Raw genomic sequence first — 15,892 nt, forward strand, 5'->3', positions numbered from 1 at the left:
CATGAATGCCGCCAACGCCCAACTTCGACTGCAAATCCCACCGTCCAACAGTGCAGAACAGACCGAGCTGCACCCTGAACTCAACCGCGCCCATGTGCGCTTTATCAGCGTGGGTAAAACCTACAACGGCCAGCAAGGCCCGGTCGCTGCGCTGCACGGCATCGACCTGGCGATCCAGCGCGGTGAAGTGTTCGGCATCATCGGCCGCAGCGGTGCCGGCAAATCATCGCTGATCCGCACCATCAACCGCCTTGAACAACCGAGCACCGGTCGGGTGCTGATTGATCAGGTGGATATCGGCGAGTTCGACGAGGACCGTCTGGTGGCCCTGCGGCGACGGATCGGCATGATCTTTCAGCACTTCAACCTGATGTCGGCCAAAACCGTGTGGCAGAACGTCGAACTGCCGCTCAAGGTCGCGGGCGTGCCGAAAGCCGAGCGTGAAAAAAAGGTCCGTGAACTGCTGGAACTGGTCGGCCTGCAAGGCAAACACCAGGCCTATCCGGCGCAACTTTCGGGTGGGCAAAAACAGCGCGTCGGCATCGCCCGGGCGCTGGTGCACGACCCGGCGATTCTGCTCTGCGACGAAGCCACCTCGGCCCTCGACCCGGAGACCACGCAGTCGATCCTCGGCCTGTTGCGCGAGATCAATCAGCGCCTCGGGCTGACGATCATTCTGATCACCCACGAGATGGCGGTGATCCGCGATATCTGCGATCGGGTGGTGGTGCTCGAACACGGACGAATTGTCGAGCAAGGACCGGTCTGGGAAGTGTTTGGCAACCCGCAGCACGAGGTCAGCAAAACCTTGCTGGCACCGCTGCAACACGGTTTACCGGAAGAACTGCAAAGCCGTTTGCAGGCACAACCGCAATCGTCGGAATCCGCGGTAGTGCTGCGCTTGCAGTTCACCGGCAACAGCAATGATGAGCCAGACCTGGCGGCGCTGTTCAGTGCGCTCGGCGGTCGCGTGCGCTTGCTGCAAGGCGGCGTCGAACGGATTCAGGGGCACACCCTTGGGCAATTATTGTTGTCGGTGACCGGCTCTTCCTTGAATGCCGAAGAGTTGCGCCAGCGCGCCAGTCACTGGGCACAACAGGTGGAGGTGCTGGGTTATGTGGTTTGATCGATTGTTGCAGGGCGTTATCGACACCTTTCTGATGGTCGGCGTGTCGTCGTTGATCGCGCTGTTGGCGGGTATTCCGCTGGCGGTGATTCTGGTCACCAGCTCCAAGGGCGGGATCTACCAGGCACCGGCGCTGAACCGTGCGCTGGGGGCCTTCGTCAACCTGTTCCGCTCGATCCCGTTCCTGATTCTGATGGTCGCGCTGATCCCCTTCACCCGCTTGCTCGTCGGCACCACCTACGGTGTCTGGGCCGCCGTGGTGCCGCTGACCATCGCCGCCACGCCATTCTTTGCGCGCATCGCCGAGGTCAGCTTGCGCGAGGTCGACCACGGCCTGATTGAGGCCGCCCAAGCCATGGGTTGCCGACGCTGGCATATCGTCTGGTACGTGTTGTTGCCTGAGGCGTTGCCGGGAATCGTCGGTGGTTTCACCATCACCTTGGTGACGATGATCAATTCCTCGGCGATGGCTGGGGCGATTGGTGCTGGCGGGCTTGGCGACATCGCGTATCGGTATGGCTATCAGCGCTTTGATAGTCAGATCATGCTGACGGTGATCGTGTTGCTGGTGATTCTGGTGGCGGTGATTCAGTTGAGTGGGGACCGGTTGGCTCGAGGATTGAACAAGCGATGAGTTTGCCTGAAGTGATGCGGCGCCAATAAAACTGCTATCGCGAGCAAGCTCGCTCCCACACTGGACCGTGTCGATCCCCACAGTTTTGTGTTCACCGAGTATCGAATGTGGGAGCGAGCTTGCTCGCGATTGGCGGCGAAGCAGCCACCCTCGTCATGGCGTATATTCGGCGAACTCACCCTTTGCCTGCGCAGCCGCCATGAAACACACTCCCGACGACCTCAAACAGATCACCGCGACCACTCTGGGCCACTACGACCAGGTGGCCGAAAGTTTCCGTGAAGGCACACGCGACCACGATGTCAGCCAGAATATCGATGCACTGCTGCGGCACATTCAGGGCACGGCGCCATTCACCCTGCTCGACTTCGGCTGTGGCCCGGGCCGCGATCTGCAAACCTTCACCCGCTTGGGCCACATCGCCATTGGCCTCGACGGCTCCGAACGTTTCGCCCAGATGGCCCGTGAAGACAGTGGTTGCGAGGTCTGGCAGCAAGACTTTCTGAAACTCGATCTACCGGCCGAACGCTTCGACGGGATCTTCGCCAATGCGGTGCTGTTTCATGTTCCTGTTCAAGAGTTGCCTCGGGTACTGAAGCAGTTGCACGGGACGTTGAAACCGGGCGGTGTGTTGTTCAGTTCGAATCCGCGCGGGGATAACCGCGAAGGCTGGAATGGCCCGCGCTTTGGGGCGTATCACGATCTGGCGGCGTGGCAACAGTTGCTGACAGAAGCGGGGTTTGTCGAGTTGGAGCATTACTACCGGCCGGCCGGGCTGCCACGGGATCAGCAGCCTTGGTTGGCCAGCGTTTGGCGTAAAGGATGACTGCGAGTGGGTTTCAGGGTTTCAAGTCGACCTGATAATCCACCACGCTGCCGTCTGCCCCAAACGCCATCATGCTCTTGCCTGCCAGCGGCCTGCCATGTGCTTCGCGCACGAGTGAATCAAAATTCGCCACCAGCCGCACGCCATTGGCAAACGTGGTTTGCTGCACCAGTCGATCAACCGTCAAGTAACGAAAATCCGTCATCAATTGCGTCGCCAGCTGTTCATGCAGCGGCCGGAAGAACGCGTCCTGACGCTGGATCAGCGGCAATCGCTGTTTGAGCGTTGCCGCACTCAGGTGATACAGCGGCGGTACGTTATAAAGCAGCTGGGTCAGCTCATTGTCGGCCCGCACATTACTCAGTTTCAGGCTGTCGAACAGCCAATGATGAGTGGTGATCACCGAGCCGTGGAACACCACCTGGTACAACGGCAATCGGGAGGCCGGGTCGAAGTGAACCGCACGATAAGGTTCCTTGATCGGCACTGACTTGAAGAACACACTCGGTTGTTCCGGTGGATACCAGTTGCCCAGGTAATACGGCGACTGTTTGTTCTGGCTCAGGTCCGGGTCACCCCAGCCAATCACCGGGGTTTGCATGCCGTGGGCAAACAGGATGCCTTGCGCGGTGACGGCGTTACCGTCCTCGGAGCCTGCCGGCAGTTTCAATACCTCATTGATCCAGCGCGAGGCATCGATATTGCCCTCGGCATTTTGCGCCTGGGTCATCGTTGCTCCTGGGCGGTAGCTGTCGAACAACATGCTGGTGGCATAGGCATCGAGAAACCAGCTGTTGAAGCCTGCCTTGGCCTGTACCGCCTTGACCCGTGCCTCGAGCAAGGGGCGGACACACGTCGGATCGGTGTAATGCCCGGATTGCTGAAAACCGCTTTTGAAGGCCCCGCTCTTCAGGATAATCGCGCAATTGACGTTGGCCCCGGAGCCCAGGTGCGCGGTGGTCCAGTCCGGATTTTCAGCCGGTGTCAGCGCCGTTTCATAGGAATCATAGGGCGCCATCAAATACCCGGCCGCCACGCCAGCGCGCACGGCTTCGGGATGCCAAAGCCCTCCTTCCCAACCTTCGCCGAGCCCCAGCCACAAACGTGATAGCCCCGCCGACTGTAACTGCTCAACGGTCGCGAGAGACAAGGTACTGCCCCAGCGTTCAGGCGTCGGCGTCAACGCCGCCGAGAAGGTCGCCGCCAGTTCTGCGCGTACTTCGCCATAGCGACTGGCGAGCCGCTGCATGTCCGGCTCGTGGGTGGCCTGCCAGCTTTTGCGGGCATATTTGTTCAGCGCGCCATTGAGGCTGCGCAGCAGAGTAGTTTTTTGATAGGTATTGAGCGCTGGTGTGGTGCTGGCGAGTATTTGCGATGCTTCGCGGTCCAGCCCCGTACGCAGCTCGCGAGCCAATGCATCGTTACCTCGCAGCTGTTTGAGCAATTGAGGCCAGTTGCGCACGTCGTTGAGACCCAGCAAGTCGTTGCCCCACAAGTAAACATGACTGGCACCCAGCAGCTTTTTGGCCTCGGGAGTTTTCAGCAGTTTGTCCGTGAGGGTTTCATAACGCCCGCGGTCGATCAGCCATTGCCGATAGCGCTTGGCGCCAGCCAGCAGATCGGCGTCCCCTAAAGACAGGCTGAAGGTCAGCGGCACTGAAAGATCCAGCGAGACGAATTCATGGCTGGCGGCCAACGCCAGGGCCTTGCTCTCGGCGCTGAGGGTCAGGCGATTGTTATAGGGATTGGTCATCAGCCAATTCAAGGTAAAACTGCCGTGATCCACACCCCACAGCGGCAGGCTCAGGTCCTGAGTAGTATTGAACGCCCCCTGATCGATGAGGAAGGTTTGCCAGACGGCATCGCCGCTGGGCACGTAATGCCCTTCGGCCAAGGGCCAGATCAACCCCTTGCCCATCGCACTGCCGGGCTGATTGAGAAAACGCAGTTCGCCAGGGGCCCGCGCCTTGATCGACAGCAAGAGATCACGCTGCTTGAGTTCGGCGCTGAGGGTCCAGGCGCCGTCGTCCCATTGCCAGTCGACGCGGTTGGCACTCTGACGCAGGTCACCAACATGATGTGCGGCGATACCGCTGGAGGCCTGCACCGCCTGATCTCCAGCCGGCGTGACGCGGATCGCCAAGGTCGCGGGATCGAGTTCGACGCGCCACAGAGGGTTTTCCAAAGCCGTGCCGGCCGCCGCCCAGGAAGACAGAAACAGCGGGCAGATCAGCAGCAGACAGCGAGCGAAGAACCGCATGGGGTGTCCCTTTTCCATTCAAGGGACGCAGGGTAATGCAATTTGATAAGGCTGTAAGTCAGACCCTTCCCACGCTCCTGCGTGGGAACAGATGATACTCAACCCTTCTTCGGTTCCTTGATCTTGTACCACGCCACATACAGCGCCGGCAGGAACAGCAGCGTCAGCAAGGTGGCGACGATGATCCCGCCAATCATGGCGTAGGCCATAGGCCCCCAGAACACTTCCCGGGCAATCGGGATCATGCCCATGCTCGCGGCTGCGGCAGTCAGCAGGATCGGCCGACGACGGTGTTCGGTGGCTTGCACCACGGCGTCCCACGGCGAATGGCCACTGAGCTCGTATTCCTCGATCTGGGTCACCAGAATCACCGAGTTGCGGATGATGATGCCGATCAGCGCGAGGATCCCGAGAATCGCCACGAAGCCCATCGGCGTCCCCGACGGCACCAGCGCCAACACCACGCCGATCAAGCCCAGCGGCGCGACACTCGCCACCAGAAACAGCTTCTGCACGCTGTGCAACTGGATCATCAGGAACGTCGCCATCAAAAACAGCATCAACGGCAAGACTTTGGCGATGGGTCCCTGGGCCTTGCTACTGGACTCGACCGTACCACCGGTGGCGACTGAGTAGCCCGCTGGCAAGCCCTCGGCAAACGAGTCGATTTGCGGCTTGAGCAACTTCACCAGATCCGTCGGCTGGATTGCATCGCGCACCGCCGCCTTGATGGTGATGGTGGGTTTGCGGTCGCGTCGCCAGACCAGCGGTTGCTCCAGCTCATAACGCACCGTGGCAAAGGCCAGCAGTGGAATCGACGTCCCGCCCGGTGTGAGGATTTGCAGGTTTTGCAGGGTTTCCGGCGTGCCGCGCTCGGCGTCTATGGCGCGCCCGATCACGTTGATCAGGTAGATGTCATCGTCAACCTGAGTCACCGTCGAACCACTGACGATACTGTTCATCAGGTTCGCCACGTCCTCGGACGACAGCCCGAGTTGCCGCGCCTTGTCTTGGGCGATGTCGATGCGCAGTACCTTGCCGGGCTCGTTCCAGTCGAAAATGATCTCGCCGATGTGCGGGCTCTTGTCCAGTTCGCTGGCCAGATCGATGGCGTGCTTACGCACCTGATCGATGTCCTTGCCACTGACCCGGTACTGGATCGGCCGGCCCACCGGAGGGCCCATCTCCAGCGCTTGCACGTAGCTGCCAATGCCCACGAAGTCCTTGCGCAGTCGCTCGCGCAAGCGCTCGCTGAGCACCTGCCGTGACTCGAAGTTCTTGCTGACGATCACCAACTGCGCGTAATAGGGGTTCTGCAATTGCTGGTCGAGCGGCAGGTAGAAACGGATCGCGCCCTGGCCGATGTAAGTGCTCCAGCGCACGATATCCGGATCGCCTTTGAGGGTTGCTTCGAGACGGTCGACAGCCTTGCGGGTTTCACCCATCGAGGCGTTTTGCGGCAGGTTCAGGTCGACGAGGATTTCCGGGCGATCCGACGACGGGAAGAACTGGTTCTGCACGAACCGCATGCAAAACACCGCCAGCAGGAAACACAGCACCGTGATGCCAATGGCCCACCAGCGGTTGCGCATGCTCCACAACAAACCACTGTTGAAAGCCTTGCCGATGCGTCCGGGCTCCGCGTCATGTGGTTTCACATTGGCGCTGAGGATGTGCACGCCGATCACCGGGGCGAACAGCACCGCGACAATCCACGACACAATCATCGCCACGGCGATGACCGCAAACAAGGTGAAGGTGTATTCACCGGCGGAACTGGCATTCAGGCCAATCGGCACGAAGCCTGCGACCGTCACCAGGGTTCCGGTGAGCATCGGAAACGCGGTCGAGGTGTAGGCGAAGGTTGCCGCCTGCGCCTTGGTTTCCCCCATCTCCAGACGCGTGACCATCATCTCGACGGTAATCATCGCGTCATCCACCAACAACCCGAGGGCGATGATCAGCGCACCGAGAGAGATCCGCTGCATGGTGATGCCGCTGTATTCCATGAACACAAAGACCATTGCCAGCACCAGCGGAATCGAACAGGCCACCACCAGTCCGGCACGCACGCCGAGGCTGATGAAGCTGACTACCAGCACGATGATGACGGCTTCGAACAACGCGCTGGTGAAGCCACCAACCGCCTCTTCCACGACCTGGGCCTGGTCCGAGACCATGTGTATGCCGACGCCCACAGGCAGGTCGGCGGTGAGCTGGGTCATGCGCTCGTGCAGCGCCTTGCCGAACACCTGAATGTTACCGCCCGCCTTCATGTTAATGGCCAGGCCTATGGCCGGTTGACCGTTGAAGCGGAACATCGGTGAGGCCGGGTCGACGTAACCGCGACTGATTTCTGCAATATCGGCCAGGCGGTAGAAACGGTCATTGAGTCGCAGGTTGACCGCCTCCAGATCTTTCTCCGAGGCGAACTGCCCGGAGGTACGCACGGAGATGCGCTCGGGACCGGCCTCGATAACCCCGGCCGGCGTCACCGCGTTCTGCGCTTGCAGGCTCTGTACCACCTGACGCTGGTCGATGCCGAGCGCCGCCAGTTTACGGGTGGAGAAGTTCAGGTAGATCACTTCATTCTGCTGGCCGACCATCTCGATCTTGCCCAGCCCCGGTACGCTGCGAATTTCGATGCGGGCCTGCTCGACATAGTCGCGCAACTGGCGCATCGACAGACCATCGGCAGTGAAGGCGTAGATCGACCCGTAGACATCACCGAACTCGTCGTTGAACGACGGTCCCTGAATGCCCGGGGGGAAAGAGCCGCGAATGTCGTTGATCTTCTTGCGCACCTGGTACCAGATATCCGGGATGACCTTGGCAGGTGTGGTGTCCAGCAGATAGACGTAAACGGTGGACTCACCTGGGCGGGTGTAGCTTTTCACGTAGTCGAGCGAGTCGAGCTCTTCGAGCTTTTTCTCGATGCGGTCAGTGACCTGCTTGAGGGTTTCTTCCTGGGTCGCGCCCGGCCAGCGGGTCTGGATCACCATGGTTTTGGTGGCAAACGTAGGGTCTTCCTCGCGCCCCAGGTTGAGGTACGAGAACACCCCCATCAGCAAAGCGACGAACATCAGGTACCAGATGAAGGACTGATGCTTGAGGGCCCATTCGGATAAGTTGAAGCTCCCTTTCATCGCGGGCTGTCCTCGTCGACTTTGACTTTCTGCCCCGGTTTGAGGCTGTTCACACCGGCGCTGACCACTCGCTCACCGCTTTTGACTCCGTGCCCGACGATCACGCTGTCAACGCCACGACTGAGCACAGTGACGTCTCGCGGGGAAACGGTCTGGGTCTGTTTGTCGATCACCCAGATTCGCGGTTTGCCGTCGATTTCCTGCAAGGCTGTCAGTGGTAACTCGATACGCGGCTCAACGGCCGAGCTCAAGGTCACGCTGATCGCCGTACCGAGACGAAAACCTCGCGGGGTTTCGGCCAGGGTCAGACGGGCGCGACGGGTGCGGGTCGCGCTTTGCGCCTGCGGCTCGATCTCGCGAATGATGGCCGTGGTGTGGATACTCGGATCAAGTTGCGCAGCCACTTCAAACACAACGTCGGTGGGCAACTGCTCGGCGAGACCCGCTGGCAGATCGATCACCGCTTCCTTGATGTCCGGCCGCGCCAGCGTCACCACTTGCTGCCCGGCCGTCACCACTTGTCCAGCCTCGGCGTTCCAGGCGGTCACGATGGCGGCGTGGTCGGTTCGCAGTTCGGTGTAATTGAGCTGGTCCCTGGCCTGACTGACCGCCGCCTTGGCCTGGTCCAGTGAAGCCTGGGTGGTTTTCAGGTTGGTCTGGGCGATGTCCAACTGCGCCTGAGCGCCCACCCCCTTGTTGAACAGTTCCTGCTGACGGCGTGCATTGGCCCGGGCATTGATCAGCAGCGCCTCGACCTTCGCCTGATCGCCTTGGGCGGCACGTAACTGGTTCTGCTGATCGGTCGGATCGAGGGTTGCCAGCAACGCCCCCTTCTGGACCTCGCTGCCGACATCGACATTGCGGCTGGCAATACGTCCCGGCACACGAAAACCGATGTTGCTTTCGAAGCGCGCCTGAATGCTCCCGGCAAAACGCCCGAGGTCTTGCTGGTCAAAAGACTGCACTTCGATGGACAGCACCGGCCGCACAGGCTCCGGTGGTGCTTCCTTTTTCGAGCAGGCAGCCAGCAACAACCCCGCCGTCAACAGCAGTAACACGCGCTTCATGGCTGGGCTCCCGTCGAACCTTCGGCGGGCGGTGTGACGATCTCCACCAACACGTCGGGGTGCAACAACTGACCACCGGCAGTGACGACTTTTTCGCCACTGTTCAGGCCTTCGCTGATGATCACTTTACCGGTCAGGTAACGCCCCACCTTGACGGTCTGCAACTGTGCCTTGCCATTGGCGTCCACCAACCACACGGCCGGCTCGCTGAGGTTCTTGGTCAGCGCTGCCCAGGGCAGCTCGATCGCAGGCTTGCCCGGCACCTTGGCCGTGGCACTGACCACCGAGCCCAACTGCATGCCTTCCGGCAATGCGCTGAGGGTGACCTTGACCTGCACCGTACCGGTCTGCGCCGACACCGCCGGGGTGATTTCACGCACCGTACCGTTGGTTTTGATCGCCGGGTTGTCGAGCAGGCTGACCACCACCGACCGGTCCGATGGCGGCGCGCTCAACAGCGATTCGTAGACATTGAACACCGCGTCACGCTCACCATCCCGAGCCAGACTGAAAATCGGCACCGTGGCCTGCACCACCTGGCCGACCTCAGCCTGACGCGCCGTAATTACACCGGGTGCGTCGGCAACTAGCGCGGTGTAACTCAGCTGCTCGCGGGCATTGGCCAACTGCGCCTGCGCTGCGCTCAAGGCACTCTGGCTGCTGCGCAATGCAGCTTGGGCAGAATCGTATTCACTTTGGCTGGTGTAACCCTTGGGCAAGAGTTTTTGCTGGCGGACGAACGCGGCAGCGCTCTGTTTGACCCGTGCCTGCTCGGCGACCACCTGAGCCTGGGCCGAATCAACGCTGGTCTGCAGGTCTTTCGGGTCGAGTCTGGCCAACACTTGCTTGGCGGAAACCCGATCGCCGACATCCACCATGCGCTGGATGATCTTGCCGGCAACGCGGAAGGACAACTCGGTCTGAACCCGCGCCTGAACATCCCCGGTCAGGGTCACCGAAGCCGCGAAATCCGTGGGCTTGACCTCTTGCACAAACACCCGCGGGCGTTCCTTTTCGACCGGCTTTTTATCGCCGCACGCGGCCAGCAGGGCAAACAGGCTCAGGCCAACGATACATTTCAATCCGAGACCAGCCATGCAAGCTCCTTTGCGTGATACGGGCGGGCGTGATGCGGGCGGACACGTGACGGTACGACTGAGAGCTTAGATCAGGGTTTGGCTGCTGCACTCGGAGACTGAAAAATCGAGGGGAATGGCAAGGAGGTGGATACAGATGTGTGGAATTGGCCTGGTTGATTGGTGACTGGCAAACCCAATCGCGAGCAAGCTCGCTCCCACAGGGATCTTCAGTGAACACAAAATAAGTGCTCACCAACGATCCCCTGTGGGAGCGAGCTTGCTCGCGATGGCGACCGCAAGGTCACTGCAAAGGTCTGGAATTACCCCTGCCACTTCCCGCCTTCGACAATCACGCTCTCAGGCCGGGTGTCATCGCTCAGTTCTTTACGCACGTACTGGTCGTAAAGCTTGAGCAGGTACTTGTCTTCACCCAGCTTCGCCAGCTCGGCGTTGACCCAGTCACGCAGTTCGATGTTGCCCTTCTTCACCGCAGGCGCAATCGGTGCTTCGGCACCGAGGGTTTCGGTCAGCACGCGGTAGCCCGGGTTCTGCTTCGCCCAGCTGAACAGCACCAGATTGTCTTGCGCGTACGCATCGCCGCGACCACTGGCCAGGGCTTGCAGCGACTCGGAGTTTTTCTCGAACTTGAGCAGTTTCCAGTCCGGGTGGTTCTTGGTCAGCCAGATATCGGCAGTGGTGCCGGTGGTGACGATGGTGGTGCGGGTCGCCAGGTCATCGAGGCTTTTGACCGAACTTGCCTGCGGCACCAGCGCCTGCACCGCAACCTTGAGGTTCGGGTTGGTGAATTCCACCGCTTCCTTGCGCTCCGGGGTGACGGTCATGTTGGCGAGGATCAGGTCGACCTTGTCGCTTTGCAGGAACGGAATCCGGCTCGCCGGCTCGACCGCGACAAACTCGACCTTGTTCTCGTCGCCCAGCAGATCCTTGGCGAATTGCCGGCCGATATCGGTATCAAAACCCACATAACGACCCGCTTCATCGACAAAACCGAACGGCGGCTTGTCGGTGAACACGCCGACGATCAGTTTGTCCCGTGCCTTGATTTTTTCCAGGTAACTCGCCGCCGGCGCCGCATTGGCGGTAGCAGCCACAGGCTTGGCGGCTTGTTCGGATTTATTGCACCCGGCCAACAGCGCGAGGCCGAACAACGGGAGTAGCAGCAGTGAAGACTTGGCAGTTTTCATGACAGTTCCAATTCCTTTTCAAGAGTCTTTTTGGGCAGTGCTTCGACATAGGAGAACTTCTCCAGGAACTGCTGCGCTCGTGCGGTTTGCGGGTTCGTAAAGAAAATCCCGGGAGGGTTCTGTTCGAGGATGCGCCCGGCGTCCATGAACACAATGCGGTCGGCCACCGCGCGGGCGAAGGCCATTTCGTGGGTCACGATCAACAGCGTCATGCCGTCGCGGGCCAGGCCCTGAATCACTTCCAGCACTTCCTTGACCATCTCCGGGTCAAGGGCGGCGGTGACTTCATCGAACAGCATCACCTGCGGGTTCATGCACAGTGAACGGATGATCGCGATGCGTTGCTGCTGACCACCGGAAAGCTGACGCGGGAAAGCGTCGCGCTTGTCCGCCAGACCGACCCGTTCCAGCAGCGCCAACGCTTGCTCGCGAGCTTCACGCGGTGGGCGTTTTTGCACCTTGAGCGGGCCCAGCAAAAGGTTGTCGAGCACGCTCATGTGCGGGAACAGGTGATAACTCTGGAACACCATGCCGATCTGCTGACGCACTTCGCGCCAATCGGTGGTCTTGTTCAGTAACTCGCGCCCGGCGAAACGCAGCTCGCCGCTGTGGGCGACTTCCAGACCGTTTAGGCAGCGCAGCAAGGTACTTTTACCGCAGCCGCTAGGGCCAAGAATGACGATCACCTCGCCGGTTTCGACGCTCAAGTCGATCCCGTTGAGGACCTGATGCTCGCCGAAGAACTTGTTGAAACCCTTGAACTCGATCAATGCGCTCATGCTTGCGTCCAGCGCCGTTCCAGCACGCGGGAAGCGGCCGAGAGCGGATAGCAGATAAAGAAGAAAAACAGGAATAACGCGCCGTAGATCAACACCGATTCGTAGGTACGCTCGATGATCTGCTGGCCGACCTTGATCACGTCGACCACGCCGATCAACACTGCCAGCGAGCTGGTCTTGATGATCCGCGTGTAGACGTTGATCGTCGGTGGCGTCATGCGTTTCAGTGCCTGAGGCAGCAACACGTAGCCGAAAAGCTGCGGACCAGACAGCCCGATCGACAGCCCCGCTTCACGCTGGCCACGGGGCAAGGAATGCAGCGCACCGCGTACCACTTCGCCGACTTCACTGGCGCCCCACAACGACAACACCAGCACCGTGCACCAGAAGCTCGGCAGGCTCAGGCCGAAAAAGATCGGCAGACCAAAGAACAGCAAATACAGCCAGACCAGCACCGGAATTGCCCGGAACAGCTCCAGATAGACCCGCAGCAACGCGTTCAACCACTTCGAATTCAAACTGCACAGCACGCCGTAGAGCACTCCGCCCACCGTGCTGATGGCGATGCTCAAAAACGAAATCGACAAGGTTTGCGCAGCGCCTTTGCCTAACTGCGGTAGAGACACCCAAAGCAGCTCAAGACCCGAACTGGCCATGCTGGAGCCTCCTTTCCAGACGACTGAGCAGCAGCGACAACGGCAAGAACAGCAACACGCAGATCAGCGTCAGCACCGCGAGCATTTCGTAGGTTTTGTAATACAGCGCGATGTAGCTCTTGGTGGTGTAGAGAATCTCCGGCACCGCCACCGCCGAGACCACGGTGGTTTCCTTGAGCAGGAAAATGAAGTTGGCGAACAGCGATGGCAGGCTGAGGATCCCCGCTTGCGGCAGGATCACGTAGCGCAGCAATTGCCAACGAGACAAGCCGATAGAGCGCCCCGACTCCAGTTGCGCCGCAGGCACCGCTTCAACGCCGGCCCGCAACACTTCGGTGAGGTAGGCACCGCCCAGGAAGGTCATGGTAATGATCGCCGCGGCAAAGCCGGAAACCTTCACCCCTAGCGCTGGCAACGCGAAGTAGACGAAGAACAGTTGAATCAGCAGCGGCGTGTTGCGCGCCAGCTCCACGTACAACGCCACCAGGCGCTGCAAGTACGGCGTGCGGAACACCAGGAGCGTCGCGTTGATCAGGGCTACCAGCAACGAAGTGCCGATGGCGATCAGACCGACCTGCAGCGTCACGCCCACGGCGCGCAGAAACGCCGGCAGGGTGCTGAGGATGAAAGCGTAATCGAACGTCATTGAAGATCCTGAACGCCGCAGGGTAAGCGACGGTGGCGCAGTCCATGGGGGCTGTGGATAACAGCCCGGCAGGCACTGACTTTAAAGGTATAAAAAGAAACATTTAAATACCGATAAAGCATATTGATATCACGCAAAAAACTAATCAGTAGATTGGCGACGGCAGCGGGAGACAGCTATTTTCCTTTTCGCTGTAGGAAGGATCTTTTTTTCAGATTATCCCTCCAAGGACGAGCAGCGTGCGGCCACACTCCCCAGCCGAACCATCACAAGGATGATAAAAATGGCAGACGTGAAAACACCCCAGCGGCTGGACCCACAGGACATCGTGAAGTTATTGACGGCGTTGCGCCGGGCGTTGAAGGCCAGAGTGGCCTGACTCAGGCGACGATCAAGCACGCAAAAACGCCGACGCTATCGAAGCCGTCGGCGTTGAAACCTCGAAGGGGTTTACCGCTCAATCAGAACGCCGGCAGTACCGCACCGTTGTACTTTTTGGCGATGAATGCCTTCACTTCAGGGCTGGTCAGGGCCTTGGCCAGTTTCTGCATCGCTGCGCTGTCCTTGTTGTCTGGACGCGCGACCAGGAAGTTCACGTAGGGCGAATCCGCACCTTCGATCACCAGCGCATCTTTAGCCGGGTTCAGACCCGCTTCCAGCGCGTAGTTGGTGTTGATCATGTCCAGGTCGACCTGATCCAGCACACGCGGCAGCATCGCCGATTCCAGTTCCTTGAACTTGAAGTTGTGCGGGTTCTTGGCGATGTCTTTCGGGGTAGCCAGGGCGTTTTTCGGGTCTTTCAATTCGATCAGGCCGGCTTTCTGCAACAGGATCAGCGCACGGCCGCTGTTGCTGCCTTCGTTCGGGATGGCGATGGTTGCGCCGTCTTTCAACTCAGCCAGGGTTTTAACCTTTTTCGAGTAGCCGCCGAACGGTTCGACATGGACGCCGATCACGGTCACCAGGTGAGTGCCTTTGCCTTCGTTGAAGCTTTTCAGGTACGGCAGGGTCTGGAAGTAGTTGGCGTCCAGACGCTTCTGATCGACCTGCACGTTCGGTTGTACGTAGTCGGTGAAGACCTTGATTTCCAGATCCACGCCTTCTTTGGCGAGGGTCGGTTTGATCAGCTCGAGGATCTCGGCGTGCGGCACCGGCGTTGCGGCAACCACCAGTTTCTCGCCAGCCTGGGCCAGGCCCGCAGTCAGGGCAGCCGCCAATGCGGTGAACAACAGAACCTTTTTCATGCAGTGTCCTTATTTGTCGTTATCGACAACGGCTAAAAAATGAAATGCCAGTGAAGGGCTATCGCTGGTGTGGTGCGGACAATACCGAGATTTTTTATTCCCGAACAATATCTTTTATTCACTTTCATATTCCATTTTGTTCACGTGACAATCACGAACTCTGTAGCAGCTGGCGTAGCCTGCGTTCGGGCGCGCAGCGGCCGTCATCCAGACTCCGCCGTTTTTCAGCAAAAATGGATTCGACCGTTTTACGTCTGCTTCGCAGCCGAACGCGGGCTACGCCAGCTGCTACAGGGTCTGCGTCAGGCTTTCGAGCAAACGTTTAAGTGCTGCGCGCTCACTGGCAGAACCGGAGGTGATCAGCTGCGTTGCCTGTCGCTCGATCAACTCCAATGGCGCAAGCACTTGGGGCAAATTCAAATGTTCCGGCAGAATTTCCTCGCCACTGCTCACCAGCAACGCAAAGTGAATGACGTTCTCCAGCTCACGGGTATTGCCCGGCCAGCTGTGTCGCTCCAGAACCTGCTGCGCCGCATCGCTGATAAACGGCACCGGCAGGTTGAGGCGCTGGCTGTAGATGCCGAGGAAATACTCGGCCAACGATTGAATGTCACCGACTCGCTCACGCAAGGCCGGCAATTCGAGCCGACCTTCGCTGAGGTAGTGGTAGAGCCGCTCATGGAATTTGCCGGCCGCCACGGCTTGCGCCAGATCGATGCTGGTCGCCGCCACCAGGCGCACATCCACCGGGCTTGGTTGCTGAGCGCCGACGCGGGTGACTTCGTGATTTTCCAGCGCGGCGAGCAGTTTGATCTGAATCGGCAACGGCAAATCGCCGATTTCATCCAGGTACAACGTCCCGCCATTGGCCGAACCAAACCAGCCGGCGCGACTGCTGGCCGAGCCACTGAAACTGCCGCCGGCATAACCGAACAACTCGGCATCGGCGTAGGTTGGACTGATAGCGCCGCAGTTGACCGATACGAATAAACCGCCGCGATCACTGGCACGGTGAATATGTCGCGCCAGCAACTCTTTGCCACTGCCGGTTTCACCGCGAATCAACACCGAGATCGAGCGCGGCGCCAGTTGCTCCAGCTCTTGGCGCAGCTGTCGCGAACGCGGGTCGACAAACACCAGCGCCTTGGCGCGAATGCTCAACGGGCTTTTTTCAGCGTCGGGAAAGGTCAGCAAGGGCTGACCAAAAGACTCATGCAAACTCAT

Annotated in this window: 13 protein-coding genes; 3 read left to right on the forward strand and 10 right to left on the reverse strand. The window is 59.7% G+C overall.

All coding sequences use genetic code 11. From position 1 onward, the window contains the following. Window position 1: 1 nt before the first annotated feature. The 3 genes from AC1DIG_RS14930 (at window position 2) to AC1DIG_RS14940 (ending at window position 2,586) form a co-directional block, all read left to right on the forward strand. Window positions 2–1,126, forward strand: a complete 1,125-nt coding sequence (locus tag AC1DIG_RS14930; RefSeq protein WP_477767903.1) for a methionine ABC transporter ATP-binding protein — start codon at window positions 2–4, stop codon at window positions 1,124–1,126. Beyond that, window positions 1,116–1,760: a methionine ABC transporter permease gene (locus AC1DIG_RS14935; RefSeq protein ID WP_477767904.1), complete on the forward strand. Its 645-nt coding sequence runs from the start codon at window positions 1,116–1,118 to the stop codon at window positions 1,758–1,760. The genes AC1DIG_RS14930 and AC1DIG_RS14935 overlap by 11 nt, the downstream gene beginning before the upstream one ends. A gap of 199 nt (window positions 1,761–1,959) precedes the next feature. Next, window positions 1,960–2,586 (forward strand): class I SAM-dependent methyltransferase, encoded by a 627-nt coding sequence (locus AC1DIG_RS14940; RefSeq protein WP_477767905.1) that lies wholly within the window; start codon window positions 1,960–1,962, stop codon window positions 2,584–2,586. A gap of 13 nt (window positions 2,587–2,599) precedes the next feature. Here AC1DIG_RS14940 and AC1DIG_RS14945 read toward each other — a convergent pair whose 3' ends face one another. The 10 genes from AC1DIG_RS14945 to AC1DIG_RS14990 form a co-directional block, all read right to left on the reverse strand. Then, window positions 2,600–4,846, reverse strand: a complete 2,247-nt coding sequence (locus AC1DIG_RS14945) for a glycoside hydrolase (RefSeq protein ID WP_477767906.1) — start codon at window positions 4,844–4,846, stop codon at window positions 2,600–2,602. Between the two features lie 98 nt (window positions 4,847–4,944). Next, entirely contained in the window at window positions 4,945–7,992 is a 3,048-nt protein-coding gene (locus tag AC1DIG_RS14950) for an efflux RND transporter permease subunit (RefSeq protein WP_477767907.1), read from the reverse strand. Beyond that, a complete protein-coding gene (locus AC1DIG_RS14955) occupies window positions 7,989–9,059 on the reverse strand; it encodes an efflux RND transporter periplasmic adaptor subunit (protein ID WP_477767908.1) in 1,071 nt (356 codons plus the stop codon). Before AC1DIG_RS14955 ends, AC1DIG_RS14950 begins: the two co-directional genes overlap by 4 nt. Then, a complete protein-coding gene (locus AC1DIG_RS14960; protein WP_477767909.1) occupies window positions 9,056–10,156 on the reverse strand; it encodes an efflux RND transporter periplasmic adaptor subunit in 1,101 nt (366 codons plus the stop codon). The genes AC1DIG_RS14955 and AC1DIG_RS14960 overlap by 4 nt, the downstream gene beginning before the upstream one ends. 302 nt (window positions 10,157–10,458) lie before the next feature. After that, window positions 10,459–11,343 (reverse strand): transporter substrate-binding domain-containing protein, encoded by an 885-nt coding sequence (locus AC1DIG_RS14965; protein WP_477767910.1) that lies wholly within the window; start codon window positions 11,341–11,343, stop codon window positions 10,459–10,461. Beyond that, window positions 11,340–12,122: an amino acid ABC transporter ATP-binding protein gene (locus tag AC1DIG_RS14970; protein ID WP_477767911.1), complete on the reverse strand. Its 783-nt coding sequence runs from the start codon at window positions 12,120–12,122 to the stop codon at window positions 11,340–11,342. The genes AC1DIG_RS14965 and AC1DIG_RS14970 overlap by 4 nt, the downstream gene beginning before the upstream one ends. Then, window positions 12,119–12,778 (reverse strand): amino acid ABC transporter permease, encoded by a 660-nt coding sequence (locus tag AC1DIG_RS14975; protein WP_477767912.1) that lies wholly within the window; start codon window positions 12,776–12,778, stop codon window positions 12,119–12,121. Before AC1DIG_RS14975 ends, AC1DIG_RS14970 begins: the two co-directional genes overlap by 4 nt. Beyond that, entirely contained in the window at window positions 12,759–13,424 is a 666-nt protein-coding gene (locus AC1DIG_RS14980; RefSeq protein ID WP_477767913.1) for an amino acid ABC transporter permease, read from the reverse strand. Before AC1DIG_RS14980 ends, AC1DIG_RS14975 begins: the two co-directional genes overlap by 20 nt. Window positions 13,425–13,885: 461 nt before the next feature. Continuing rightward, window positions 13,886–14,668, reverse strand: coding sequence for a MetQ/NlpA family ABC transporter substrate-binding protein (locus AC1DIG_RS14985; RefSeq protein WP_477767914.1), 783 nt, complete (start codon window positions 14,666–14,668; stop codon window positions 13,886–13,888). 288 nt (window positions 14,669–14,956) lie between these two features. Next, complete coding sequence (locus AC1DIG_RS14990) at window positions 14,957–15,892, reverse strand: sigma 54-interacting transcriptional regulator (RefSeq protein WP_477767915.1); 936 nt, start codon at window positions 15,890–15,892, stop codon at window positions 14,957–14,959.

This window comes from Pseudomonas sp. 05N431 (assembly GCF_056397005.1).

What these genes read in the sequence shown, in the direction of transcription:
- AC1DIG_RS14930 (WP_477767903.1), top strand. Translation starts at nt 2, where the DNA reads ATGAATGCCGCCAACGCCCAACTTCGACTGCAAATCCCACCGTCCAAC.
- AC1DIG_RS14935 (WP_477767904.1), top strand. Translation starts at nt 1,116, where the DNA reads ATGTGGTTTGATCGATTGTTGCAGGGCGTTATCGACACCTTTCTGATG.
- AC1DIG_RS14940 (WP_477767905.1), top strand. Translation starts at nt 1,960, where the DNA reads ATGAAACACACTCCCGACGACCTCAAACAGATCACCGCGACCACTCTG.
- AC1DIG_RS14945 (WP_477767906.1), bottom strand. Translation starts at nt 4,846, where the DNA reads ATGCGGTTCTTCGCTCGCTGTCTGCTGCTGATCTGCCCGCTGTTTCTG.
- AC1DIG_RS14950 (WP_477767907.1), bottom strand. Translation starts at nt 7,992, where the DNA reads ATGAAAGGGAGCTTCAACTTATCCGAATGGGCCCTCAAGCATCAGTCC.
- AC1DIG_RS14955 (WP_477767908.1), bottom strand. Translation starts at nt 9,059, where the DNA reads ATGAAGCGCGTGTTACTGCTGTTGACGGCGGGGTTGTTGCTGGCTGCC.
- AC1DIG_RS14960 (WP_477767909.1), bottom strand. Translation starts at nt 10,156, where the DNA reads ATGGCTGGTCTCGGATTGAAATGTATCGTTGGCCTGAGCCTGTTTGCC.
- AC1DIG_RS14965 (WP_477767910.1), bottom strand. Translation starts at nt 11,343, where the DNA reads ATGAAAACTGCCAAGTCTTCACTGCTGCTACTCCCGTTGTTCGGCCTC.
- AC1DIG_RS14970 (WP_477767911.1), bottom strand. Translation starts at nt 12,122, where the DNA reads ATGAGCGCATTGATCGAGTTCAAGGGTTTCAACAAGTTCTTCGGCGAG.
- AC1DIG_RS14975 (WP_477767912.1), bottom strand. Translation starts at nt 12,778, where the DNA reads ATGGCCAGTTCGGGTCTTGAGCTGCTTTGGGTGTCTCTACCGCAGTTA.
- AC1DIG_RS14980 (WP_477767913.1), bottom strand. Translation starts at nt 13,424, where the DNA reads ATGACGTTCGATTACGCTTTCATCCTCAGCACCCTGCCGGCGTTTCTG.
- AC1DIG_RS14985 (WP_477767914.1), bottom strand. Translation starts at nt 14,668, where the DNA reads ATGAAAAAGGTTCTGTTGTTCACCGCATTGGCGGCTGCCCTGACTGCG.
- AC1DIG_RS14990 (WP_477767915.1), bottom strand. Translation starts at nt 15,892, where the DNA reads ATGAGTTTGCATGAGTCTTTTGGTCAGCCCTTGCTGACCTTTCCCGAC.